General features: G+C 61.2%; 23 protein-coding genes. 16 read left to right on the top strand and 7 right to left on the bottom strand.

The window, feature by feature from the left end; all coding sequences use genetic code 11:
* Window positions 1-13 precede the first annotated feature (13 nt).
* From KVG85_RS12420 to KVG85_RS12405, 4 genes are all read left to right on the top strand, one after another.
* Window positions 14-802 (top strand): ParA family protein, encoded by a 789-nt coding sequence (locus KVG85_RS12420; RefSeq protein WP_217863997.1) that lies wholly within the window; start codon window positions 14-16, stop codon window positions 800-802.
* Between the two features lie 90 nt (window positions 803-892).
* Window positions 893-1,846 carry a CheW domain-containing protein gene (locus tag KVG85_RS12415; protein ID WP_217863996.1) on the top strand — a complete coding sequence of 318 codons (954 nt, stop codon included), beginning with the start codon at window positions 893-895 and terminating at the stop codon, window positions 1,844-1,846.
* Window positions 1,847-1,936: 90 nt separating this feature from the next.
* Window positions 1,937-2,422, top strand: a complete 486-nt coding sequence (locus KVG85_RS12410) for a chemotaxis protein CheW (RefSeq protein WP_016771050.1) — start codon at window positions 1,937-1,939, stop codon at window positions 2,420-2,422.
* A 1-nt stretch (window position 2,423) separates the two neighbouring features.
* Entirely contained in the window at window positions 2,424-2,819 is a 396-nt protein-coding gene (locus KVG85_RS12405; RefSeq protein WP_016771049.1) for a DUF2802 domain-containing protein, read from the top strand.
* Window positions 2,820-2,961: 142 nt separating this feature from the next.
* On the opposite strand, the gene KVG85_RS12400 is transcribed toward KVG85_RS12405, so the two are convergent.
* From KVG85_RS12400 to fliK, 3 genes are all read right to left on the bottom strand, one after another.
* A complete protein-coding gene (locus KVG85_RS12400) occupies window positions 2,962-4,356 on the bottom strand; it encodes an RCC1 domain-containing protein (RefSeq protein ID WP_217863995.1) in 1,395 nt (464 codons plus the stop codon).
* 152 nt (window positions 4,357-4,508) lie between these two features.
* Window positions 4,509-4,838: an EscU/YscU/HrcU family type III secretion system export apparatus switch protein gene (locus KVG85_RS12395; RefSeq protein ID WP_217863994.1), complete on the bottom strand. Its 330-nt coding sequence runs from the start codon at window positions 4,836-4,838 to the stop codon at window positions 4,509-4,511.
* The gene (gene fliK / locus KVG85_RS12390) at window positions 4,835-6,409 is read right to left on the bottom strand and encodes a flagellar hook-length control protein FliK (RefSeq protein WP_217863993.1); all 1,575 of its coding nucleotides are present in this window, start codon (window positions 6,407-6,409) and stop codon (window positions 4,835-4,837) included. Before fliK ends, KVG85_RS12395 begins: the two co-directional genes overlap by 4 nt.
* 197 nt (window positions 6,410-6,606) lie before the next feature.
* Between fliK and ccmA the strand changes: the two genes are divergently transcribed.
* From ccmA to KVG85_RS12330, 12 genes are all read left to right on the top strand, one after another.
* On the top strand, window positions 6,607-7,242 hold the full coding sequence (gene ccmA, locus KVG85_RS12385) for a cytochrome c biogenesis heme-transporting ATPase CcmA (protein ID WP_217863992.1): 636 nt from the start codon (window positions 6,607-6,609) through the stop codon (window positions 7,240-7,242).
* The gene (ccmB, locus tag KVG85_RS12380; protein ID WP_039763615.1) at window positions 7,239-7,907 is read left to right on the top strand and encodes a heme exporter protein CcmB; all 669 of its coding nucleotides are present in this window, start codon (window positions 7,239-7,241) and stop codon (window positions 7,905-7,907) included. The genes ccmA and ccmB overlap by 4 nt, the downstream gene beginning before the upstream one ends.
* 97 nt (window positions 7,908-8,004) lie before the next feature.
* A complete protein-coding gene (locus KVG85_RS12375; RefSeq protein ID WP_122611635.1) occupies window positions 8,005-8,760 on the top strand; it encodes a heme ABC transporter permease in 756 nt (251 codons plus the stop codon).
* The gene (gene ccmD / locus KVG85_RS12370) at window positions 8,757-8,933 is read left to right on the top strand and encodes a heme exporter protein CcmD (protein WP_016771045.1); all 177 of its coding nucleotides are present in this window, start codon (window positions 8,757-8,759) and stop codon (window positions 8,931-8,933) included. Before KVG85_RS12375 ends, ccmD begins: the two co-directional genes overlap by 4 nt.
* Window positions 8,930-9,385, top strand: coding sequence for a cytochrome c maturation protein CcmE (ccmE, locus tag KVG85_RS12365; protein WP_123442833.1), 456 nt, complete (start codon window positions 8,930-8,932; stop codon window positions 9,383-9,385). The genes ccmD and ccmE overlap by 4 nt, the downstream gene beginning before the upstream one ends.
* A gap of 3 nt (window positions 9,386-9,388) precedes the next feature.
* Window positions 9,389-11,377, top strand: coding sequence for a heme lyase CcmF/NrfE family subunit (locus KVG85_RS12360; RefSeq protein WP_217863991.1), 1,989 nt, complete (start codon window positions 9,389-9,391; stop codon window positions 11,375-11,377).
* Window positions 11,374-11,910 carry a DsbE family thiol:disulfide interchange protein gene (locus tag KVG85_RS12355; protein WP_217863990.1) on the top strand — a complete coding sequence of 179 codons (537 nt, stop codon included), beginning with the start codon at window positions 11,374-11,376 and terminating at the stop codon, window positions 11,908-11,910. The genes KVG85_RS12360 and KVG85_RS12355 overlap by 4 nt, the downstream gene beginning before the upstream one ends.
* Complete coding sequence (locus KVG85_RS12350) at window positions 11,907-12,377, top strand: cytochrome c-type biogenesis protein (protein WP_150636684.1); 471 nt, start codon at window positions 11,907-11,909, stop codon at window positions 12,375-12,377. The genes KVG85_RS12355 and KVG85_RS12350 overlap by 4 nt, the downstream gene beginning before the upstream one ends.
* Complete coding sequence (gene ccmI, locus KVG85_RS12345; RefSeq protein ID WP_217863989.1) at window positions 12,374-13,573, top strand: c-type cytochrome biogenesis protein CcmI; 1,200 nt, start codon at window positions 12,374-12,376, stop codon at window positions 13,571-13,573. Before KVG85_RS12350 ends, ccmI begins: the two co-directional genes overlap by 4 nt.
* A 25-nt stretch (window positions 13,574-13,598) precedes the next feature.
* Window positions 13,599-14,003, top strand: a complete 405-nt coding sequence (locus tag KVG85_RS12340) for a hypothetical protein (protein WP_016771039.1) — start codon at window positions 13,599-13,601, stop codon at window positions 14,001-14,003.
* A gap of 145 nt (window positions 14,004-14,148) precedes the next feature.
* A complete protein-coding gene (locus KVG85_RS12335) occupies window positions 14,149-14,361 on the top strand; it encodes a type II toxin-antitoxin system HicA family toxin (RefSeq protein WP_076566640.1) in 213 nt (70 codons plus the stop codon).
* Entirely contained in the window at window positions 14,361-14,765 is a 405-nt protein-coding gene (locus KVG85_RS12330; RefSeq protein ID WP_016771035.1) for a type II toxin-antitoxin system HicB family antitoxin, read from the top strand. The genes KVG85_RS12335 and KVG85_RS12330 overlap by 1 nt, the downstream gene beginning before the upstream one ends.
* Before the next feature lie 112 nt (window positions 14,766-14,877).
* Here the strand turns inward: KVG85_RS12330 and KVG85_RS12325 are convergent, their stop codons facing one another.
* From KVG85_RS12325 to KVG85_RS12310, 4 genes are all read right to left on the bottom strand, one after another.
* A complete protein-coding gene (locus KVG85_RS12325; protein WP_122611605.1) occupies window positions 14,878-16,077 on the bottom strand; it encodes an MFS transporter in 1,200 nt (399 codons plus the stop codon).
* Between the two features lie 428 nt (window positions 16,078-16,505).
* On the bottom strand, window positions 16,506-17,504 hold the full coding sequence (locus KVG85_RS12320; RefSeq protein WP_217863988.1) for a sulfate ABC transporter substrate-binding protein: 999 nt from the start codon (window positions 17,502-17,504) through the stop codon (window positions 16,506-16,508).
* 103 nt (window positions 17,505-17,607) lie between these two features.
* On the bottom strand, window positions 17,608-18,432 hold the full coding sequence (locus KVG85_RS12315; RefSeq protein WP_016771032.1) for an ion transporter: 825 nt from the start codon (window positions 18,430-18,432) through the stop codon (window positions 17,608-17,610).
* A gap of 21 nt (window positions 18,433-18,453) precedes the next feature.
* Window positions 18,454-19,368, bottom strand: coding sequence for an urea transporter (locus tag KVG85_RS12310; protein WP_217863987.1), 915 nt, complete (start codon window positions 19,366-19,368; stop codon window positions 18,454-18,456).
* Between the last annotated feature and the right edge of the window lie 104 nt (window positions 19,369-19,472).

Genomic DNA, 19,472 nt, shown 5'->3' with positions numbered 1-19,472 from the left:
AGGAACGAACTGAATGAGAGTCTGGGCAGTCGCCAATCAAAAGGGTGGTGTCGGTAAAACCACATCCTCCATCGCTTTAGCCGGATTGCTGGCCGAGGCGGGCAAGCGCGTGGTTGTGGTCGATCTCGACCCGCACGGCTCGATGACCAGCTATTTCGGCTACGACCCCGACAGCCTGGAACACAGCAACTACGACCTGTTTCTGCACAAGGGCAGCGTGCCGCACGGCCTGCCGGGGCAGTTGCTGTTGTCGACCAGCGACGAACGCATTTCCCTGCTGCCATCGAGCACCGCACTGGCCACCCTTGAGCGCCAGTCGCCGGGGCAGAGTGGCCTGGGTCTGGTGATCGCCAAGAGTCTGGCGCAACTGTGGCAGGACTTCGATTACGCGATCATCGACAGCCCGCCGTTGCTCGGTGTGCTGATGGTCAACGCCCTCGCGGCGAGCCAGCAACTGGTGATCCCGGTACAGACCGAGCACCTCGCCGTGAAAGGTCTGGAGCGCATGGTCAACACCCTGGCGATGATCAATCGCTCGCGCAAACAGCCGCTGCCGTTCAGCATTGTGCCGACGCTGTTCGACCGCCGCACGCAGGCGTCGATGGGCACCTTGCGCGTGCTGCGTGACAAATTCCCCGAAGACATCTGGCACGGCTACATCCCGGTCGATACTCGTCTGCGCGACGCCAGCCGGGCGGGCGTCACGCCTTCGCAATTCGACGGCAAGAGCCGTGGCGTGCTGGCATACCGCGCGTTACTCAAGCACCTGCTCGCGCAGCAACTTGTTCCGCAGGTGGCCTGAGATGATTTCGATCTGCTTGCCCGAACCCTGTGGGAGCGAGCCTGCTCGCGAAGCAGACGATGCGATTTCCCTGTCAGGCGCTGATCACCGATGAACCGCCCAGTGAAACTCACGTCACGTCCGCAACAGGCCTTGCAGTCCTATCTGGAAGACCTGTTGCTCGACCTGCCCGAGGACTTGCCTGCGCCGGCCGAAGCGCTGCCGCCAGTCGTCGAACCGGCGCAGCCTGAAGTGGTGGAAAGCACCGAGGCCATGGACGAGTTCCAGGCCGCGGTGCTGGAAGAGCAGGCCCGTGACGCGCAGAAATCCGTCGCTCCGATTGCCGCGCCTGCTGCTGCCCCCGTGGCCAAAGCACCGGTGGCGCTGATCGACGAACCGCGCGCGCCACTGTCGACACTGGCGCCGCTGCTGCAAACGCAATTATTGACCGTGCCGGAACCCGAGCCGGAGCCTGAACCCGCGCCGCCAGTGGCGGAACCGCAGGTGCTGGTCCCGCCGCTGGTGGAAGTGCACCTGCCGCCGAACAACCCGCCGCCACCGGTCGAGCCCGATGGCCGTCCGGCCTGGGCTGCCGAAGCCTTCGAATGCTTGCTGTTCGATGTTGCCGGGCTGACCCTGGCGGTGCCACTGGTGTGCCTCGGCTCGATCTATTCGCTGGCCGGCCACGAGCTGACGCCGCTGTTTGGTCAGCCGGAGTGGTTCCTCGGGATTCTGCCGAGTCAGGCCGGTAATCTGAAAGTCTTGGACACAGCACGATGGGTCATGCCGGATCGTTATCGCGATGACTTCCGGCAGGGCCTGCAATATGTGATTTCGGTACAAGGTTACGAGTGGGGGCTGGCGGTGCATCAGGTCAGCCGCTCGTTGCGCCTGGACCCGAATGAAATCAAATGGAGAAGTCACCGGGGTCAGCGGCCATGGCTCGCCGGCACCGTGATCGAGCACATGTGTGCATTGCTTGACGTATCCGCACTGGCCGAGTTGATCGCCAGCGGCGGGGCAAAGTACTTGAGTGGCAACAAGCCGCTACATAAACCGACATAGCAGCCGACATAACAATCAGGCGATGGCATTTTCCAGTGCCACCACACAGAACACACACCGCCCGGGGCGGTTTTTTCGAGGGGTCAGGGTATGAGTAGTCAGGCGTCGAATGCAAAAGGTTCTGAAGATCCGATCCTGCAATGGGTGACCTTCAAACTGGATAACGAAACCTACGGCATCAACGTGATGCGCGTGCAGGAAGTGCTGCGCTACACCGAGATCGCGCCAGTGCCGGGTGCACCGAGCTACGTGCTGGGCATCATCAACCTGCGCGGTAACGTGGTCACCGTGATCGACACCCGTCAGCGCTTCGGCCTGCACAGCGGTGAGATCAGCGACAACACCCGTATCGTCATCATCGAAGCCGACAAGCAAGTCGTCGGCATCATGGTCGACAGCGTCGCCGAAGTGGTTTACCTGCGTCAGTCGGAAATCGAAACCGCGCCGAACGTCGGTAACGAAGAGTCGGCCAAGTTCATCCAGGGCGTGTGCAACAAGAACAACGAACTGCTGATTCTGGTCGAGCTGGACAAGATGATGAGCGAAGAAGAATGGTCGGAACTGGAGAGCATCTGATTTGATTCTCGAGGTTGCGGTAATTGTTCTGTTCCTGTTCTGGGCCGGCACGCTGGCGATGTTCGTCTCGTACATCAAGGCGCAGCGAGTGATCGCTGCGCAGCAGGCCCAGGGCGATGCGCTGCGTGATCAGCGCATCAAGGAACTGGCCAAACGCGTCGACGATTACCAGAACGGCAACGTGCGCATGGGCGAAGCCCTGCACGAGTTGCGCGCGGTGGTAAGCCCGTTGCCGGATAAGATCGTTGCCCTGGAACAACGCGACCCGTCGAGCCTGTCATTCGCCCAGGCGGCGAAACTGGTGGGCATGGGCGCGAGTGTCGATGAACTGACTCAGTCGTGCGGGTTGACCCAGGCTGAGGCGGAGTTGATGCGCAAGTTGCACAAAGGCAGCTAGGGGCTTCAAGCTTCAAGCGGCAAGCAAGATCAAAAGATCGCATCGGAGGCAGCGCCTGTATAAATCTCGTGTAAGCGCTGTCGAAGGCTGCGATCTTTTTTCTCGATTGCATCGCAGGCATAGCGATCCGCAGTTGTCCGGATCAGCTGGCCGGAGTTTTTGTGTAACTGATCAGTTGATACAGGGCTTTCTGCTCACCGTTACCGCCGAAGTCGGCGTTGCCCCAAGCCACTACTCGACGATCTGCCCTGAGTGCCACGAAAGTATCGCCTCCTCCGTACACAGCACGCACGTCAGTGAGCAAATGGGCAACTGCGCTGGTATCGCCGCCGCCGTTCTCTCTTCCCCACGCAACTGCCACGCCGTTGCTGCGCAATGCTACGACCGCGTCTTGGTTGGCATTAATGGCGACAATGTCTCTCAACTGGCGAATGTCTGGCGGAATGTTAACGATATCGCTGGGGAGGGTAGCCCAAGCGTGCACTGAGCCATCCCCGCACAGCACGACAAATCCGGATCCGGAGCCTATGACGTGGACGATGTCGTTGCGACTGGCAATCTCTTCTGGCATGGGCGGCATATGTCCCCATGCGACCAGTGCGCCATTGCTTCTGCGTGCTGCAAAGGCTGAGCTGTTACTGACCAGGTCGACGATATCTCTCAGTGCTGCGATGTCCGACGGCACTTGGCCTCCAAGCGATTCATGCCCCCATGCGCGCACTTGGCCATTGTCGCTCACTACTGCGAAAGCATGAGTCGAGCAAGCCAGTCTGGTTATGTCGGTGAGCAACGCGATATCGTCCGGCAGCTGCGCTGAATGGTCATGATAGCCCCAACAGACGACGTTGCCAGTGCTGCGCAGCGCGGCGAAACCATACTGGCCACCAGACGCTTGCATGATATCGGTCAAATCGGCGATTTCGGGCGGAAGTGCGCCTCCCATCTCGGGCATGCCCCATGCGACAAGCCTGCGCGACTCAAGAAGGGCTACGAAAACATAAGTGCTTCCCGACACCGCGACAACCGTATTCAGCTGTGCGATATCTTCGGGGACGGTCCCGCTGGGCTGAAGTCCCCAAGCGAGGACATTGCCTTGCGCGCGCCGAATCGCAAAGGCTCTCATCCCGGCCGACAACTCTACGACGTCGTGCGCTTCTCTTACCGGTTCCGGCAAAGTGCCGCCGCCATCGACGTGACCCCATGCATGGACTGCCCGGCTGTCCAAAACAGCGCACAGGGCGAATGATGTACCGATAATGTTTGACGGGTTCAGGGTTATCCGATTCTTGCCCGACCAGACGATCAGTTCCTCATAAGGCCGGACATCGAAAAATTCGCTAGCAGTGGCGGACTGCTTGTCTCCAACATACTGCCACGTGACGTTCAACGGTTTGAGCGTTGAGGCGTCCAGCGCTACAAGTCGCCAGCTGCGCGTGTAGAAGTTGCCAAGACCACCCCGATTGCCGCGTGCGCCCATGACCAGCAGTCCGCCTTCAGGGTTTATGTTCAGGGGCAATTCATCTTTCTCGTTTGGCATGGAATCAATCCCTCAAGATTGTGGACCTGCGGGCAACCTGGTCAGGTCTGGTCCGTAATCAAGCGCTGCGGGATCGGGCATGCGCTACTGTCAGACCTGACAGTAGCGACAAACGGTATATGGCAGGGCGCAGAAGAGACTGCGACTGCAGCTCAGTAGTCATCCCCACGGGCGGTGATGTCCTTCTCGACCATCGGCGCATCCGGATCCTGCCCCTCGGGGAATTTGCCCTTCAGATTCCAGGCAAACGCGATGATCTCGGCGATGGTGCGATAGAGCTCTTCGGGAATGCTGTCGCCCAGTTCCATCCGCGCCAGCAGGCGCACCAGTTCGGCGTTTTCGTAGATCGGCACTTCGTAATCGCGGGCGATGCGCAGAATTTCTTCGGCCAGTTCTTCGTCGCCCTTGGCGGTGAGGGTCGGGGCGTGGTTGCCGTCATATTTGAGGGCGATGGCCTGGCGTGGGGCAGTGGAATCGTTCATGCGGTTTCGTCGACCCAGCGGTGTTCGAGGCGGGTTTGGTTGCCTTGCGGCGGAGTGCCGTGGTGGCAGTCGAGGTCGCCGACGTTGAGCCCGGAGTCGAGCAAGCGCTGGCGCAGGGCGAACAGGTTGTTCTCAATCAGGTCGGCGGTGTACGGACGCTCAGCCCACAGCTGACTGGACAGGCTGCCGGCGATCAGTTGCGCCTGAATCTGCATCGGCCCGAGCGGTTCCAGATCGAAGGCCAGATCGACGCGCCACAGTTGCTGTTTGGCTTCGCGCTCATCACGGCGTTCATGCGGCTGCGGTTCGCGCTCCGGCGCTTCTTCACGCTGGAATTTGACCTGCAGCGGCACGATGTCCTGCAGGTTGCGCATGGGGATTTCCAGCTGCCAGGTGCTGAGCAGGCGGCCATCGTCGGTGACGCCGGTCTGTTCCAGGCTCGACAACTGATGGCTTTGCAGGCGCGACACCGCTGCGGCGGCGAGGCGCAGCAGTTGTTCGAGATCACCTTCGCCTTCCAGTTTCGCCAGCAGTCGTTCGGGCAACGGGAAGCTGCTCGGCACCGGTTTGGCGCTGACCTGGCCGAGGGTGCCGAGGGCGTTCCGGACGAAACTCGGCAGTGCCTGGGCCAGAGTATTGGCGGCGATGATCGCATTGAAATTGGTGTTGCTCGGCAGGCCCGGGGTCAGTTGCGCGATCAGCTTGAGCAGGTCGGCTTTCATGTCCGGGGCGAGAGTCGGGTTTTGTCCGCCGAGCAATTTCGCTTCGAGGAACGCGCCGCTGTTGGCCAAGGCCAGCGCCACGCCTTTGGCGGTGCTCATTTGCTGCAGGTCCGGCAGGCTGGCGAGCAGCTTGTCGACCACCGCGCGCAGATCGGCCGAGGTCTGGTCAGTCGCCGGTGGCAGATTTTGCAACATCTTCAGCAGGCCATCGAGCGAGCCCTGACGACTTTGCTGACCGAGCAATTGCTGACTGACCGCCAGTTGTTCCTGACGGCTGCTCAGCGGCACGAATTTAAGGGTCTGCGCGTCCTGCACCTGCGCCGACAACAACGTGCCGATGCGCAGCGGCTGCGGGCTGTCGACGGTCAAGGTGCTGCCGCTCAATGCGGTGTTGAGCAGGGTGACCATCGAGCGAAATACCGCCGCTTGCCCCGGCGTCTGCGGCAGTGCCTGCGAGGTCACGACTTTGCCTTGCAGCAAGGTGCCGGCGGGCAATTGCGCGGTATCGATGCGGGTCAGGGTGGCGACGCTGCTGGCGATCCCTTGCTGTACGGTGATCGCCAGATTGCCGGCCGAGGGCTGAGTGATCGCCAGGTTGGTGCCCTGTGGCAACGGCAGGTTGCTGCTGGCCTGCACGGTGGTCTGACGGCCGCTGTCGAGGGTCACTTTGAGCAACAATTCAAAGGTCTGATCGGCCTGCTTGAGCGACAACACCTCAGCCTTGGCGCTTTGCCCCGCGCCGATCAAGCCCTCGACCGGCGTCAGCAGCTTGAGCAGTTCACCCATCTGCGGGCGAGCGCTCGCCGGCACGGTGGGCGGCAGCGGGAGGATGTTCATTTCGCCTGTCATACGCGGACACAACCTGAGGAAATTGCGCTCTTGAGAGTAAGGCACGGCATGTATAATGCCGCGCGTCGTGCGCTTCGTTCAAAAAACCTGGCAATTGTTTGATCCAGCTCGCCAGATCGAGCGATCAAAGCATCTATGCTGCATCTCTTTAACGGCCGCTCCAGAGCCGACTTGAACCGTATAAGGCCCGTGATCCCTTGACCAGTCCTGTCCTGCAAACCGTTGCCCTGGCGTGTGAACGCGATCTGCGGCTGCTCTTCGAAAACCTCGAATTGCGCCTGGCCAGTGGTGACATGGTGCAGATCAGCGGCCCCAACGGCAGCGGCAAGACCAGTCTTTTACGTCTGCTCGCCGGTTTGATGCAACCCACCGATGGCCAGGTGCTGCTCAACGGTCAGCCGCTCACCGAGCAACGCAGCGAACTGGCGCGAAACCTGTTGTGGATCGGCCACGCCGCCGGGATCAAGGATCTGCTCACTCCCGAAGAAAACCTCTCGTGGCTCTGCGCCCTGCATCATCCCGCCGAACGCGAGGCGATCTGGCAGGCTCTGGCAGCAGTAGGATTGCGCGGTTTCGAAGACGTTCCCTGCCACAGCCTTTCCGCCGGCCAGCAGCGTCGTGTAGCGCTGGCGCGCTTGTATCTGGACAGCCCGCCGTTGTGGATTCTCGACGAACCTTTTACCGCGCTGGACAAGCAGGGCGTCGCTCAGTTGGAAGAGCATCTGGCCGGGCATTGCGAACGCGGCGGCCTGGTGGTGCTGACCACGCACCATACGCTGAGCCGCATGCCGCCCGGTTACCGCGACATCGATCTGGGGAAATGGGCGGTATGAGTGTCTTCGGCCTGCTGCTTGCCCGCGAATCGCGACTGCTGTTCCGCCGCCCGGCGGAGCTGGCCAATCCGCTGATTTTCTTTGCCATCGTCATTGCCCTTTTCCCGCTGGCCGTCGGCCCGGAAACTCAAGTCTTGCAAAACCTGTCCCCGGGGTTAGTCTGGGTGGCGGCGTTGTTGTCGGTCCTGCTGTCGCTGGACGGATTGTTTCGCAGTGACTTCGAAGACGGCTCGCTGGAGCAGTGGGTCCTTTCGTCGCACCCGCTGCCGCTTCTGGTCCTGGCCAAGGTGCTGGCACACTGGCTGTTCTCCGGTCTGGCACTGGTGCTGCTGTCGCCGTTGCTGGCGTTGATGCTCGGTTTGCCGGCCGCGTGCCTGCCGGTCCTGCTGCTGTCGTTGCTGCTGGGCACGCCGGTGTTGAGCCTGCTCGGTGCAGTCGGCGCGGCGCTGACGGTCGGCCTGAAGCGCGGCGGTCTGTTGCTGGCGCTGCTGATTCTGCCGTTGTACATCCCGGTGTTGATCCTTGGCAGTGGCGCGTTGCAAGCGGCGCTGCAGGGCATGCCGGCGACCGGATACCTGTTGTGGATGGCCAGCCTCACAGCGCTGGCGATCACCCTGACACCCTTTGCAATAGCCGCTGGCCTGAAGATCAGCGTCGGCGAATAATAATGAGGCCTGGTCAAAAATTGACCACTTCTTCCAGAAGAAAGGCATGACCCTCTGCCAGCTCGCGATGATGAGCGGCAACCGTGATGGAAACAGTATGAACTGGACCTGGTTTCACAAGCTCGGCTCGCCCAAGTGGTTCTACGGCATCAGCGGCAAGTTCCTGCCGTGGTTGAGCATTGCAGCGTTGCTGCTGATCGGCGTTGGCGTGGTCTGGGGCCTGGCGTTCGCGCCGCCGGATTACCAGCAAGGCAACAGCTTTCGCATCATCTATATCCACGTACCTGCAGCGATGCTCGCCCAGTCGATCTACGTGATGCTCGCGGTGTGCGGTGTGGTCGGGCTGGTGTGGAAGATGAAACTGGCCGATGTCGCCCTGCAATGCGCCGCACCGATCGGTGCGTGGATGACCGCCGTGGCGCTGGTTACCGGGGCGATCTGGGGCAAACCGACCTGGGGCTCGTGGTGGGTGTGGGATGCGCGCCTGACCTCAATGCTGATCCTGCTGTTTCTGTATTTCGGCGTGATCGCGCTGGGCAATGCCATCAGCAACCGCGACAGCGCCGCCAAGGCCTGCGCGGTGCTGGCGATCGTTGGCGTGATCAACATTCCGATCATCAAATACTCGGTGGAGTGGTGGAACACCCTGCACCAGGGCGCGACATTCACCCTCACGGAAAAACCGGCGATGCCCGCGGAAATGTGGCTGCCGCTGCTGCTGACCGTGCTGGGTTTCTACTGCTTCTTCGGCGCTGTGCTGTTGCTGCGCATGCGTCTTGAAGTGCTCAAGCGCGAGGCCCGCGCCAGTTGGGTGAAGACTGAAGTGCAGCAGAGTCTGGAGGCGGTGCGATGAGTTTTGCTTCATTCGGCGATTTTCTCGCCATGGGCCATCACGGCCTGTATGTCTGGTCGGCCTACGGCATCTGCCTGGCGGTGCTGGCCCTCAACGTGGTGGCGCCGATTGCGGCGCGCAAGCGTTATCTGCAACAAGAGGCGCGTCGTCTGCGCCGGGAGAACGGCAAGTGAATGCGCTGCGCAAAAAACGTCTGATCATCATTCTGGCGATTCTGGTCGGAGTGGGCGCTGCTGTCGGCCTGGCCCTGAGCGCGTTGCAGGAAAACATCAATCTGTTTTACACGCCGACGCAGATCGCCAACGGCGAAGCGCCGCAAGACACGCGCATCCGCGCCGGCGGCATGGTCGAGGCCGGTTCGCTGCAACGCTCAAAGGATTCGCTGGACGTCAGATTCGTCGTCACCGACTTCAACAAATCCGTGACCATCGCCTATCGCGGCATCCTTCCGGATCTGTTCCGCGAAGGGCAGGGCATCGTTGCCCTCGGTAAGCTCAATGCTGATGGCGTAGTGGTCGCCGATGAAGTGCTGGCCAAGCACGACGAGAAGTACATGCCGCCGGAAGTGACCAAAGCGCTGAAGGACAGCGGTCAATCCGCACCGACGCCTGTGAAGGAGGGTTGATCGATGGCCGCCGCACTGTTTATTCCTGAGCTGGGCCATCTGGCGATGATCCTCGCGCTGTGTTTTGCACTGGTCCAAGCGCTGGTGCCGATGCTCGGCGCGTGGCGCGGCGACCGCTTGTGGATGAGCCTGGCGCAACCGGCGGCGTGGGGCCAGTTTGCCTTTCTGCTGTTTGCCTTCGGCTGCCTGACCTACGCGTTCATGACCGACGATTTCTCGGTCGGCTATGTGGCGATGAACTCCAACAGCGCGCTGCCGTGGTACTACAAATTCAGCGCGGTGTGGGGCGCCCACGAAGGTTCGCTGCTGCTGTGGGCGTTGATCCTCGGCGGCTGGACCTTCGCCGTGTCGGTGTTCTCCCGGCAATTGCCACAAGTCATGCTCGCCCGGGTACTGGCGGTGATGGGCATGATCAGCACCGGTTTCCTGCTGTTCCTGATTCTTACCTCGAACCCGTTTTCGCGGATCCTGCCACAGATTCCCGCCGACGGTCGCGACCTAAACCCGTTGCTGCAGGACATTGGCCTGATCGTGCATCCGCCAATGCTGTACATGGGTTACGTCGGTTTCTCGGTAGCGTTCGCGTTCGCTATCGCCGCGCTGCTCGGCGGGCGTCTCGATGCGGCGTGGGCGCGCTGGTCGCGGCCATGGACCATCGTCGCCTGGGCCTTCCTCGGTATCGGCATCACCCTCGGTTCGTGGTGGGCGTATTACGAACTCGGCTGGGGCGGCTGGTGGTTCTGGGACCCGGTGGAAAACGCCTCGTTCATGCCGTGGCTGGTCGGCACCGCGCTGATTCACTCGCTGGCGGTCACCGAGAAACGCGGCGTGTTCAAGAGCTGGACGGTGTTGCTGGCGATCGCCGCGTTCTCGTTGAGCCTGCTCGGCACCTTCCTCGTACGTTCGGGCGTGCTGACTTCGGTGCATGCGTTTGCCTCCGATCCGGAGCGCGGCGTGTTTATCCTGATTTTCCTGCTGTTCGTCGTGGGCGGTTCGCTGACGCTGTTTGCGCTGCGTGCGCCGGTGGTGAAAAGCCAGGTCGGTTTCAATCTGTGGTCGCGCGAGACTTTGCTACTGGGCAATAACCTGGTGCTGGTCGTCGCTGCATCGATGATCCTGCTTGGCACTTTGTACCCGCTGATTCTCGATGCGATCAGTGGCGCCAAGCTGTCGGTCGGCCCGCCTTATTTCAATGCGTTGTTCATTCCGTTGATGGCGTTGCTGATGCTGGTCATGGCGATCGGTGTGATCGTGCGTTGGAAGGACACGCCAGTGAAATGGCTGGCGAGCATGCTCACTCCGGTGCTGCTCGGCAGTGTTGCACTGGCCGTGGTGGCCGGCGTGGCATATGGCGATTTCAACTGGGCAGTGATCGCGACGTTCCTGCTGGCGGCATGGGTGTTGCTCGCCGGCGTGCGCGATCTGTTCGACAAGACCCGCCACAAAGGCCTGATCAAAGGTCTGCCGACGCTGGCCCGCAGCTATTGGGGCATGCAGATCGCCCATCTTGGCATCGCCGTGTGCGCGTTGGGCGTGGTGTTGTCGAGCCAGAACAGTGCCGAGCGCGACCTGCGTCTGGCGCCGGGCGAGTCGATGGACCTGGCCGGTTATCAGTTCGTCTTCGAAGGCGCCAAGCATTTCGAAGGGCCGAACTTTACCTCGGACAAAGGCACCATCCGCGTCATTCGTGACGGCAAGGAAATCAGCGTGCTGCACCCGGAAAAACGTCTGTACACCGTGCAGAACTCGGTGATGACCGAAGCCGGCATCGATGCCGGTTTCACCCGCGATCTATACGTCGCCCTCGGCGAGCCGCTGGATAACGGCGCCTGGGCCGTGCGCGTTCACGTCAAACCGTTCGTGCGCTGGATCTGGTTCGGCGGCTTGCTCACCGGATTGGGTGGTTTGCTGGCGGCGCTGGATCGGCGTTATCGGGTCAAGGTGAAAAGCAAAGTGCGCGAAGCACTGGGCATGACGGGAGCGGCGGCATGAGGCGTTGGTTGATGTTGTTGCCGCTGGCGATATTTCTGCTGGTGGCGGTGTTTCTTTATCGCGGGCTGTATCTGGATCCGGCGGAGCTGCCGTCGGCGATGATCGACAAGCCGTTCCCGGAGTTTTCCCTGCCGAGTGTGCAGGGTGACAAGACGCTGACCAAGGCCGACATTCTCGGCAAGCCGGCGCTGGTCAATGTCTGGGGCACCTGGTGCATCTCCTGCCGGGTCGAGCACCCGGTGCTGAACAAACTCGCCGAGCGCGGCGTGGTGATCTACGGCATCAACTACAAGGACACCAATGCCGACGCCTTGAAGTGGCTGGCCGAGTTTCACAATCCTTATGCGCTGGATATTCGTGACGACGAGGGTTCGCTGGGCCTCAACCTCGGTGTCTACGGCGCGCCGGAAACCTTCTTTATCGACGCCAAAGGCATCATTCGCGACAAGTTCGTCGGGGTGATCGACGAGCAGGTCTGGCGCGAAAAACTCGCGGCCAAGTATCAGGCGCTGGTCGATGAGGCCCAGCCATGAAGCGTTTTCTCGCAGCGGTGGTGCTGGGTTTGAGCCTGGCCGGTGCCGCCCACGCGGCCATCGACACCTACGAATTTGCCAAAGAGGGCGACCGCGAGCGTTTCCGCGAACTGACCAAGGAACTGCGCTGCCCCAAATGCCAGAACCAGGACATCGCCGACTCCAACGCACCGATTGCCGCCGACCTGCGCAAAGAGATTTTCCGCATGCTCGGCGAGGGCAAGGACAATCAGCAGATCATCGACTTCATGGTCGATCGCTACGGTGATTTCGTCCGCTACAAACCGGCGCTCAATGCCAAGACCGCGCTGCTGTGGTTCGGCCCGGCCGGGCTGCTGCTCGGTGGTTTCGTGGTGATCGCGCTGATCGTGCGCAGGCGTCGCGGGCAGCGTGCCGAAACGCCGTCATCGCTGTCTGCCGAAGAACGTCAGCGTCTCGACCAACTGTTGGATAAAAACCAAGAATGATTGATTTCTGGCTCGCCGCAGGGCTGTTGCTTCTGGTCGCCCTGAGTTTTCTGCTGATCCCGGTACTGCGCGAACGCCGCGCCCAGCGGGAAGAAGATCGCACCGCGTTGAACGTCGCGCTGTACCAGGAACGGGTGGCCGAGCTGCAAGCGCAGCAGGCCGAGGGCGTGCTCGACGCCGCGCAACTGGACAGCGGCCGCGCGGAAGCTGCGCGTGAACTGCTCGCCGACACCGAAGGCGCCGTCGCGCCGCGTGCCTCGCGTCTGGGTAAACCGTTGCCGCTGCTGGCCGCTGTGCTGGTACCGGTGCTGGGCCTCGGTCTGTACCTGCATTTCGGCGCCGCCGACAAGGTCGAACTGACCCGCGAATTCGCTCAGGCACCGCAGTCGATGGAAGAGATGACCCAGCGTCTGGAACGTGCGGTTGCCGCACAACCGGATTCCGCTGAAGGTCTGTATTTCCTCGGCCGTACCTACATGGCTCAGGACCGCCCGGCAGACGCGGCGAAGATGTTTGAACGCGCCGCCAACCTCGCCGGTCGCCAGCCGGAGTTGCTCGGCCAGTGGGCGCAGGCGCAGTATTTTGCTGACGGTAAAAAGTGGTCGGAGCAGATTCAGAAACTGACCGACGAAGCGCTGAAGGCCGATCCGAAAGAAGTCACCAGCCTCGGCCTGCTCGGCATCGCCGCGTTCGAAGGTCAGCGTTATCAGGAGGCCATCGACTACTGGAATCGCCTGCTCGCGCAACTGCCGCCGGATGACAACTCTCGCGTTGCGCTGCAAGGCGGCATCGAGCGTGCCGCCGAACGCCTGAAAGCCAGCGGTGGCCAGGTTGCCGAGGCAGCGGCGCCGAAAAGCGCGTTGCTGACAGTCAGCGTTGATCTGGCCAGCGAACTCAAAGGCAAGGTGCAACCGGGCGACAGCGTGTTCATCTTCGCCCGCGCCACTTCTGGCCCACCGGCGCCGCTGGCGGCCAAACGTCTGACCGTGGCTGACCTGCCGGTGACCGTCGAACTGGGCGATGCCGATGCAATGATGCCGCAGTTGAAACTGTCCAACTTCCCTGAAGTCCAACTGGTTGCGCGCATCTCACGGGCCGGTCAACCGACCTCCGGTGAGTGGATCGGTCGTAGCGGCCCACTGGCCAGCAGCACCACCGCGCCACAAAAACTGACTATCGACAGCCCGGACAAATAACCGGACCCAACAGGAAAGCACCGCCATGCACACCATCGCCCGCATCACAGTCCTCACACTGGCCCTGGGCTTGAGTGCATGTGCGGTACAACGCCCGGAACCGACCACCAGCCTGCCGCCAATCCCGCCGTCTCAGCCAAGTCCAACCCCGTCGACCTCGCCAAGCCCCGGCAAGAGCATCCCGGCCAAACCCGCCAAGCCCGTGCCCCGCACCTCGGCCAGCTTCGCCCCGCCACCGGGCGGCAACAGCCACTGGGACCAGAAACTCGGCGTCTACGTGCTCGACGACCAGACCAACACTTTCTACCGCCAGCGCACCTACTACCGCTGGAACAACGGCTGGAGCCGCTCGGTCAGCCCCAACGGCCCGTGGGAAGACACCAACATCCACGGCGTCCCGCCGGGGTTGGGCAAGAAGTTCGGGCAGTAAGAGAAACGGCGATCCTGGGATCGCCGTTTTTTTGCCGCTTGAATCACACCTTGTAAAACAACCAACCATCACTCCGCCCCATTCTGTGCTTGAGTAAAGATAACTCTAGAGTTACTTTTAATGGGCCAGGCCAAGGAGGCGGTTGGTGCAGAGCAGGCTATTGATGAAGGAGCTGGAGGAGGCGGGCTGGACGCTGGATCGGGTTGCGGGCAGTCATCACATCTTCACTCATCGTTACAACCCGAACACGATTGCCGTCCCGCATCCGAAAAAGGATTTACCGCTGGGGACAGTCAAAAGCATTCGGCGGCGCGCGGGGTTATTCAGCCCGCCAACCCGTCATGAAGGAGATCCGTAATGCAATATCCCATCTGCATCGAGTGGGGTGACGAGAACACTGCCATCGGCATTCAGATCCCCGATATTCCCGGCGCAGTCACTGCCGGGGACAGCTTTGAGGAGGCCTACAACGCGGCCGTGGAAGTGGCTCACCTCATGCTGCAGGAGATCGCGGCGGCCGGTCAGGCGATTCCGATGCCGACCTCGGCAGCGGCGCATCGCAATCATCCGGATTTTGCCGAGATGGGCTGGGGCATGCTGGAGCTGGATATCTCGCCATACCTGGGCAAGACCGAAAAGGTCAACGTTACGCTGCCCGGCTATGTGATTCAGCGTATTGATCGCTATGTGCGCGAGCACAACGTCAAAAGCCGCTCCTCGTTTCTGGCGGATGCGGCGATGGAGAAACTGGTTCGGTATTGAAGGTACGTCCAATTGTGGGAGCGAGCCTGCTTGCGAAGGCGTCAGGTCAGGCACTGATCTGTGGTTGACACACCGCCTTCGCGAGCAGGCTCGCTCCCACTATGACATCGCGTCAGGACGCGACTTTTCGCTGCGCCAGCGCAGCGTTTTGCGATGCACTCAAAAACCGCAGCAACGCCAACAGCGGAAAGACGCTGCCAACAATTACGATCCACAACCAGCCGCCATGCTCGTACACCGCGCTGGCCACCGAGGAGCCGAAGGCGCCGCCGATAAAGATGCTGGTCATGTACAGCGCGTTCAAACGGCCACGACTTTTCGCGTCCAGCGAGTACACCGCACGTTGGCCGAGGACCATGTTCATCTGCACGCAGAAGTCCAGCACCACGCCGGTCACGGCCAGGCCGATGACGCTGTAGGCCGGGTGGATGAAGGCGGGGAGGAAACTCAGGCTGGCGAACAGCATGGCCAGCAGCGAGGCGATGCGTGTGTGGCCGGCATCAGCGAGGCGGCCGCTGATTGGCGCGGCGATGGCACCGATGGCGCCCACCAGAGCGAAGATCGCGATTTCGCTTTGCGACAGGCCATGGTTGCGCGCCAGTTCCAGCGGCACGGCGGTCCAGAACAGGCTGAACGTGGCGAACATGCAGCCCTGATAAAACGCCCGCTGACGCAGCACCGGTTGCTGGCGCAGCAGCGTCCACAGCGAGCCGATCAATTGGCCATAAGTTGCGCTGTGATCCGGCTGGCGCTTGGGCACGGTCAGCGCCAGCACCACGCTGATTGCCGCCATCAACGCTGCGGCGATCATGAACATGGCGCGCCAGCCGAGGTGATCGGCGACCACACTCGACACCGGTCGCGCCAACAGAATACCCAGCAGCAAACCGCCCATGATCCCGCCCACCACGCGACCACGGGACTCTTCCGGCGCCAGATGCGCGGCCAGCGGAATCAGGATCTGCACCGACACCGAGCTGAAGCCGACCAGCAGCGAGATCAGCAGGAACACGTTCGGCTGTTCAGTGAACGCGGCGCCAAGCAGACTGGCGATCGCCACGACCGTGGTGATGATCATCAGCCGCCGGTTTTCCAGCAGATCCCCCAATGGCACCAGAAAGAACAGGCCCAACGCATAGCCGATCTGCGTCAGCGAGACGATGAAACTGGCCATGGTGTCGGAGAGGCCGATGTCCGGCGCGATCAGGCCAATAATCGGTTGTGCATAGTAGATGTTGGCAACAATGGCGCCGCAGCAAAACGCGAACAGCAGGACCATGCCTCGGGTCATTGCGTGAGGAGTGGTGGTCATAGAGGATCTCGGGTCGGGCACAGGAAAGCGGAGAGGCTAATGGACAACGTGGACGGGCAGAAGACGTTTTCGGATGATAACTGTTATTACGTTGTGTAATGACTTCTGGATGGTTACGGGGGGAAGGCTGGATGTGTTTGTTCATTCAACAAAAGCCCCTCACCCTAGCCCTCTCCCGGAGGGAGAGGGGACTGATCGGGGGATGCCTGGAATATATGCCGACCTGAAGGTGAGACAGTGAATCCATAATCGGTTCGAACCCAAAACATCGTTCCAATCCATAATCGACTCGGTCCTTCAGGTCGATGTTTGACGCGAGACGGCTCGGTCGGCTCCCTCTCCCCTTGGGAGAGGGCTGGGGTGAGGGGCTTCTGGCTCAACAAAAAGGCGACCTCAGCGGGTCGCCTTTTTGTTTTTCAGATCAAGCCTTACTGCCCGCTATAAATCTGATCAAACACGCCACCATCATTGAAGTGGGTTTTCTGCACCGTGCGCCAGTCACCAAAGGTCTTCTCCACCGAAAGGAAGTCCACTTTCGGGAAACGGTCGGTGTACTTCGCCAGCACCGCCGGGTCACGCGGGCGCAGGTAGTTGGCCGCCGCTATTTCCTGACCTTCCGGCGACCACAGGTACTTCAGATACTCATCAGCCGCAGCGCGCGAGCCTTTCTTGTCGACGACTTTATCGACCACCGAAACCGGTGGCTCGGCTTCTGCGGAGACGGTCGGGTAGATGACTTCGAACTGATCGCGACCGAACTCGCGGGCGATCATTTCCGCTTCGTTTTCGAAGGTCACCAGTACGTCGCCGATCTGGTTGGTCATGAACGTGGTGGTGGCGGCGCGGCCACCGGTGTCGAGTACCGGCGCCTGCTTGAACAGCTTGCCGACGAAGTCCTTGGCCTTGTTCTCGTCACCACCGTTTTTCAGCACGTAGCCCCAGGCCGACAGGTAGGTGTAGCGGCCATTACCGGAAGTCTTCGGGTTGGGCACGATCACCTGCACGCCATCCTTGAGCAGATCCGGCCAATCTTTCAAAGCTTTCGGGTTGCCCTTGCGGACGATGAACACCGTGGCCGAGGTAAACGGCGCGCTGTTGTTCGGCAGGCGCGTGACCCAGTTGTCCGGGACCAGTTTGCCGTTGTCGGCGAGGGCGTTGATGTCGGTGGCCATGTTCATGGTGATGACGTCAGCCGGCAGGCCGTCGATCACCGAACGCGCCTGCTTGCTCGAGCCGCCGAAGGACATCTGCACGGTGATGTTTTCGTTGTGCTCGGCTTGCCAGTGCTTCTGGAACGCAGTGTTGTAGTCCTTGTAGAAATCGCGCATCACGTCGTAGGAAACGTTAAGCAGCGTCGGTGCTGCTTCGGCGATGTTGGCCAAGGCCAGGCCGGCGGCGAGAAGTGAGGCGCCAAAGAGTTTTTTCACTGCGCATTCCTTGTTCTGTGGGGTGTCGTGTCAAAAATGAGGCGATTTGCCAGCGACTATAGCGGGCCACGCATAGTCGCTTAAAGATTAAAAAGCTCTGTGCTTATTCCACTTTCTTGAACAGCTGACTGCCGCAGCGCGAACAGAACGCCGCGCTCTGCTCGTGGGTCTTTTTCTGACAGCCCGGGCAGTCATGTTGCAGCTGTTCGCCGCGCATGGCATTGGCCAGCTCTGCGGTGAAAATCCCTGTGGGCACGGCGATGATCGAGTAACCGGTGATCATCACCAGCGAGGAAATGACCTGGCCCAGCGGCGTCTTCGGCACGATGTCGCCGAAGCCGACAGTGGTCAAGGTCACGATCGCCCAATAGATGCCCTTGGGAATACTGGTGAAACCATGCTCCGGGCCTTCGATCACGTACATCAGCGTGCCGAACACCGTTACCAGCGTGCATACGCTGACCAGAAACACGACGATTTTCTGCTTGCTGCCACGCAGCGCCGACATCAGATAGTTGGCTTGCTTGAGATACGGGCTGAGCTTGAGCACGCGGAAAATCCGCAGCATCCGAATGATGCGGATGATCAGCAGATACTGCGCATCGCTGTAGTACAGCGCGAGGATGCCCGGCACGATCGCCAGCAGATCCACCAGGCCATAAAAGCTGAAGGCATAGCGCAGCGGCTTGGGCGAGCAGTACAGACGCAGGATGTATTCGCCGAGAAAAATCGCCGTGAAGCCCCACTCGATATAGGCCAGAACGTCGGCGTAATTACGGTGAATGCTGTCGATACTGTCGAGCATCACGATCACCAGACTGGCGAGGATGATCACCAGCAGGATGCCGTCGAAGCGACGCCCGGCCGGGGTGTCGCTCTGGAAAATCATGACGTAAAGCCGTTCGCGCCAATTGTTGCTGCTGTCCATGGATAACGCCTGAATCGAAGATCAGCGCAGCCTAGGGTGATTCTCCTCGTGAGCGCAAGACTCATGCGCAAGCGACGCTTTGCCAAGCATTTGAATACCGGCACGAATCAACCAGCAAGCGAGGATGAACGGCGCGGTCAGCGTCGCCAACCCAAGGGCGGCAAACAGCGGCGTCACCAGCAGCGCCAGGACAATGGCGAGCAGCGGCAGCCACGGATTTTGTCGCTGAGCGCTGAAGGCGAGGGCGGCGAGTACGGCGTTATAGCCACCGAGCCCGAGCAGTGCGGCGGAGGTTTCGTGGTGCAGCAGACTCGAGCCGAGGCCGATCGCCGACGCCAGCAGCGCCCAGCAGAACGCACGGCGATCGGCGAGCAGCAAACCGCTGGCGATCAACGCCCCGGCCAATGGATGGTCGAGAAACATCACCTGGCCGAATCCGCGCATTTCAGCGGCCAGCAGATTTGTCGTGTTCAGGTCGACCGATGCCGCTGGCGCGAACGGCTCGGCGAACATCAGCAGCACCCAGCTGAGCGCCACGAACGGCGAGGTATACGCCGGTATGGCGCGACTGCGGTACACGTGTTTGAGCCATTGCTGAGTGAGCATCGCGCTCAAGCCGCCCGCCGCAAGAATCAACGGCGGCAGCAGCGGCGACCACGGGAAATACAGGCTCAGCAGCAGGCCGAGCAGCACGCCGTTGTAGCTGAACAACCCGGCCTGGCGATCGGCCTTGGCGTAGTTGCGCCGCTGCGCGGTGAGCAGACCAGCAACGCCACCGAGCAGCGCCCCGGCGAACAGTACCGGCGCGGTCAGCAGAATCGCCAACAGACACAGCAGGCCGCACAGCGGATGGCGCTGGAAGAAAATCTGACTGAAACCGTTGAGCAAAGCCTCGGCCCAGTCGGGGCAGTGGGTGTTGAAGTGATTGGCAGGCATGGCAGTTCTGAAAGTCAGGGAAAACCGAGGCGCCTGCTTCGCGAGCAGGCTCGCTCCCACATGGATCTGCGTCCAGTCTCGGTTCTGTGATCGACACAGAACCA

It is taken from the genome of Pseudomonas triticicola, assembly GCF_019145375.1.
Taxonomy (GTDB): domain Bacteria; phylum Pseudomonadota; class Gammaproteobacteria; order Pseudomonadales; family Pseudomonadaceae; genus Aquipseudomonas; species Aquipseudomonas triticicola.
The sequence above is the reverse complement of the archived record's forward strand: the minus strand, read 5'-3'. Positions and strand labels throughout refer to the sequence as shown.

Excerpts from the sequence above, each read along its gene's own strand:
- KVG85_RS12420 (WP_217863997.1), top strand. The coding sequence starts at position 14 with ATGAGAGTCTGGGCAGTCGCCAATCAAAAGGGTGGTGTCGGTAAAACC.
- KVG85_RS12415 (WP_217863996.1), top strand. The coding sequence starts at position 893 with ATGAACCGCCCAGTGAAACTCACGTCACGTCCGCAACAGGCCTTGCAG.
- KVG85_RS12410 (WP_016771050.1), top strand. The coding sequence starts at position 1,937 with ATGAGTAGTCAGGCGTCGAATGCAAAAGGTTCTGAAGATCCGATCCTG.
- KVG85_RS12400 (WP_217863995.1), bottom strand. The coding sequence starts at position 4,356 with ATGCCAAACGAGAAAGATGAATTGCCCCTGAACATAAACCCTGAAGGC.
- KVG85_RS12395 (WP_217863994.1), bottom strand. The coding sequence starts at position 4,838 with ATGAACGATTCCACTGCCCCACGCCAGGCCATCGCCCTCAAATATGAC.
- fliK (WP_217863993.1), bottom strand. The coding sequence starts at position 6,409 with ATGACAGGCGAAATGAACATCCTCCCGCTGCCGCCCACCGTGCCGGCG.
- ccmB (WP_039763615.1), top strand. The coding sequence starts at position 7,239 with ATGAGTGTCTTCGGCCTGCTGCTTGCCCGCGAATCGCGACTGCTGTTC.
- KVG85_RS12375 (WP_122611635.1), top strand. The coding sequence starts at position 8,005 with ATGAACTGGACCTGGTTTCACAAGCTCGGCTCGCCCAAGTGGTTCTAC.
- ccmD (WP_016771045.1), top strand. The coding sequence starts at position 8,757 with ATGAGTTTTGCTTCATTCGGCGATTTTCTCGCCATGGGCCATCACGGC.
- KVG85_RS12360 (WP_217863991.1), top strand. The coding sequence starts at position 9,389 with ATGGCCGCCGCACTGTTTATTCCTGAGCTGGGCCATCTGGCGATGATC.
- KVG85_RS12355 (WP_217863990.1), top strand. The coding sequence starts at position 11,374 with ATGAGGCGTTGGTTGATGTTGTTGCCGCTGGCGATATTTCTGCTGGTG.
- KVG85_RS12350 (WP_150636684.1), top strand. The coding sequence starts at position 11,907 with ATGAAGCGTTTTCTCGCAGCGGTGGTGCTGGGTTTGAGCCTGGCCGGT.
- ccmI (WP_217863989.1), top strand. The coding sequence starts at position 12,374 with ATGATTGATTTCTGGCTCGCCGCAGGGCTGTTGCTTCTGGTCGCCCTG.
- KVG85_RS12340 (WP_016771039.1), top strand. The coding sequence starts at position 13,599 with ATGCACACCATCGCCCGCATCACAGTCCTCACACTGGCCCTGGGCTTG.
- KVG85_RS12330 (WP_016771035.1), top strand. The coding sequence starts at position 14,361 with ATGCAATATCCCATCTGCATCGAGTGGGGTGACGAGAACACTGCCATC.
- KVG85_RS12325 (WP_122611605.1), bottom strand. The coding sequence starts at position 16,077 with ATGACCACCACTCCTCACGCAATGACCCGAGGCATGGTCCTGCTGTTC.
- KVG85_RS12315 (WP_016771032.1), bottom strand. The coding sequence starts at position 18,432 with ATGGACAGCAGCAACAATTGGCGCGAACGGCTTTACGTCATGATTTTC.
- KVG85_RS12310 (WP_217863987.1), bottom strand. The coding sequence starts at position 19,368 with ATGCCTGCCAATCACTTCAACACCCACTGCCCCGACTGGGCCGAGGCT.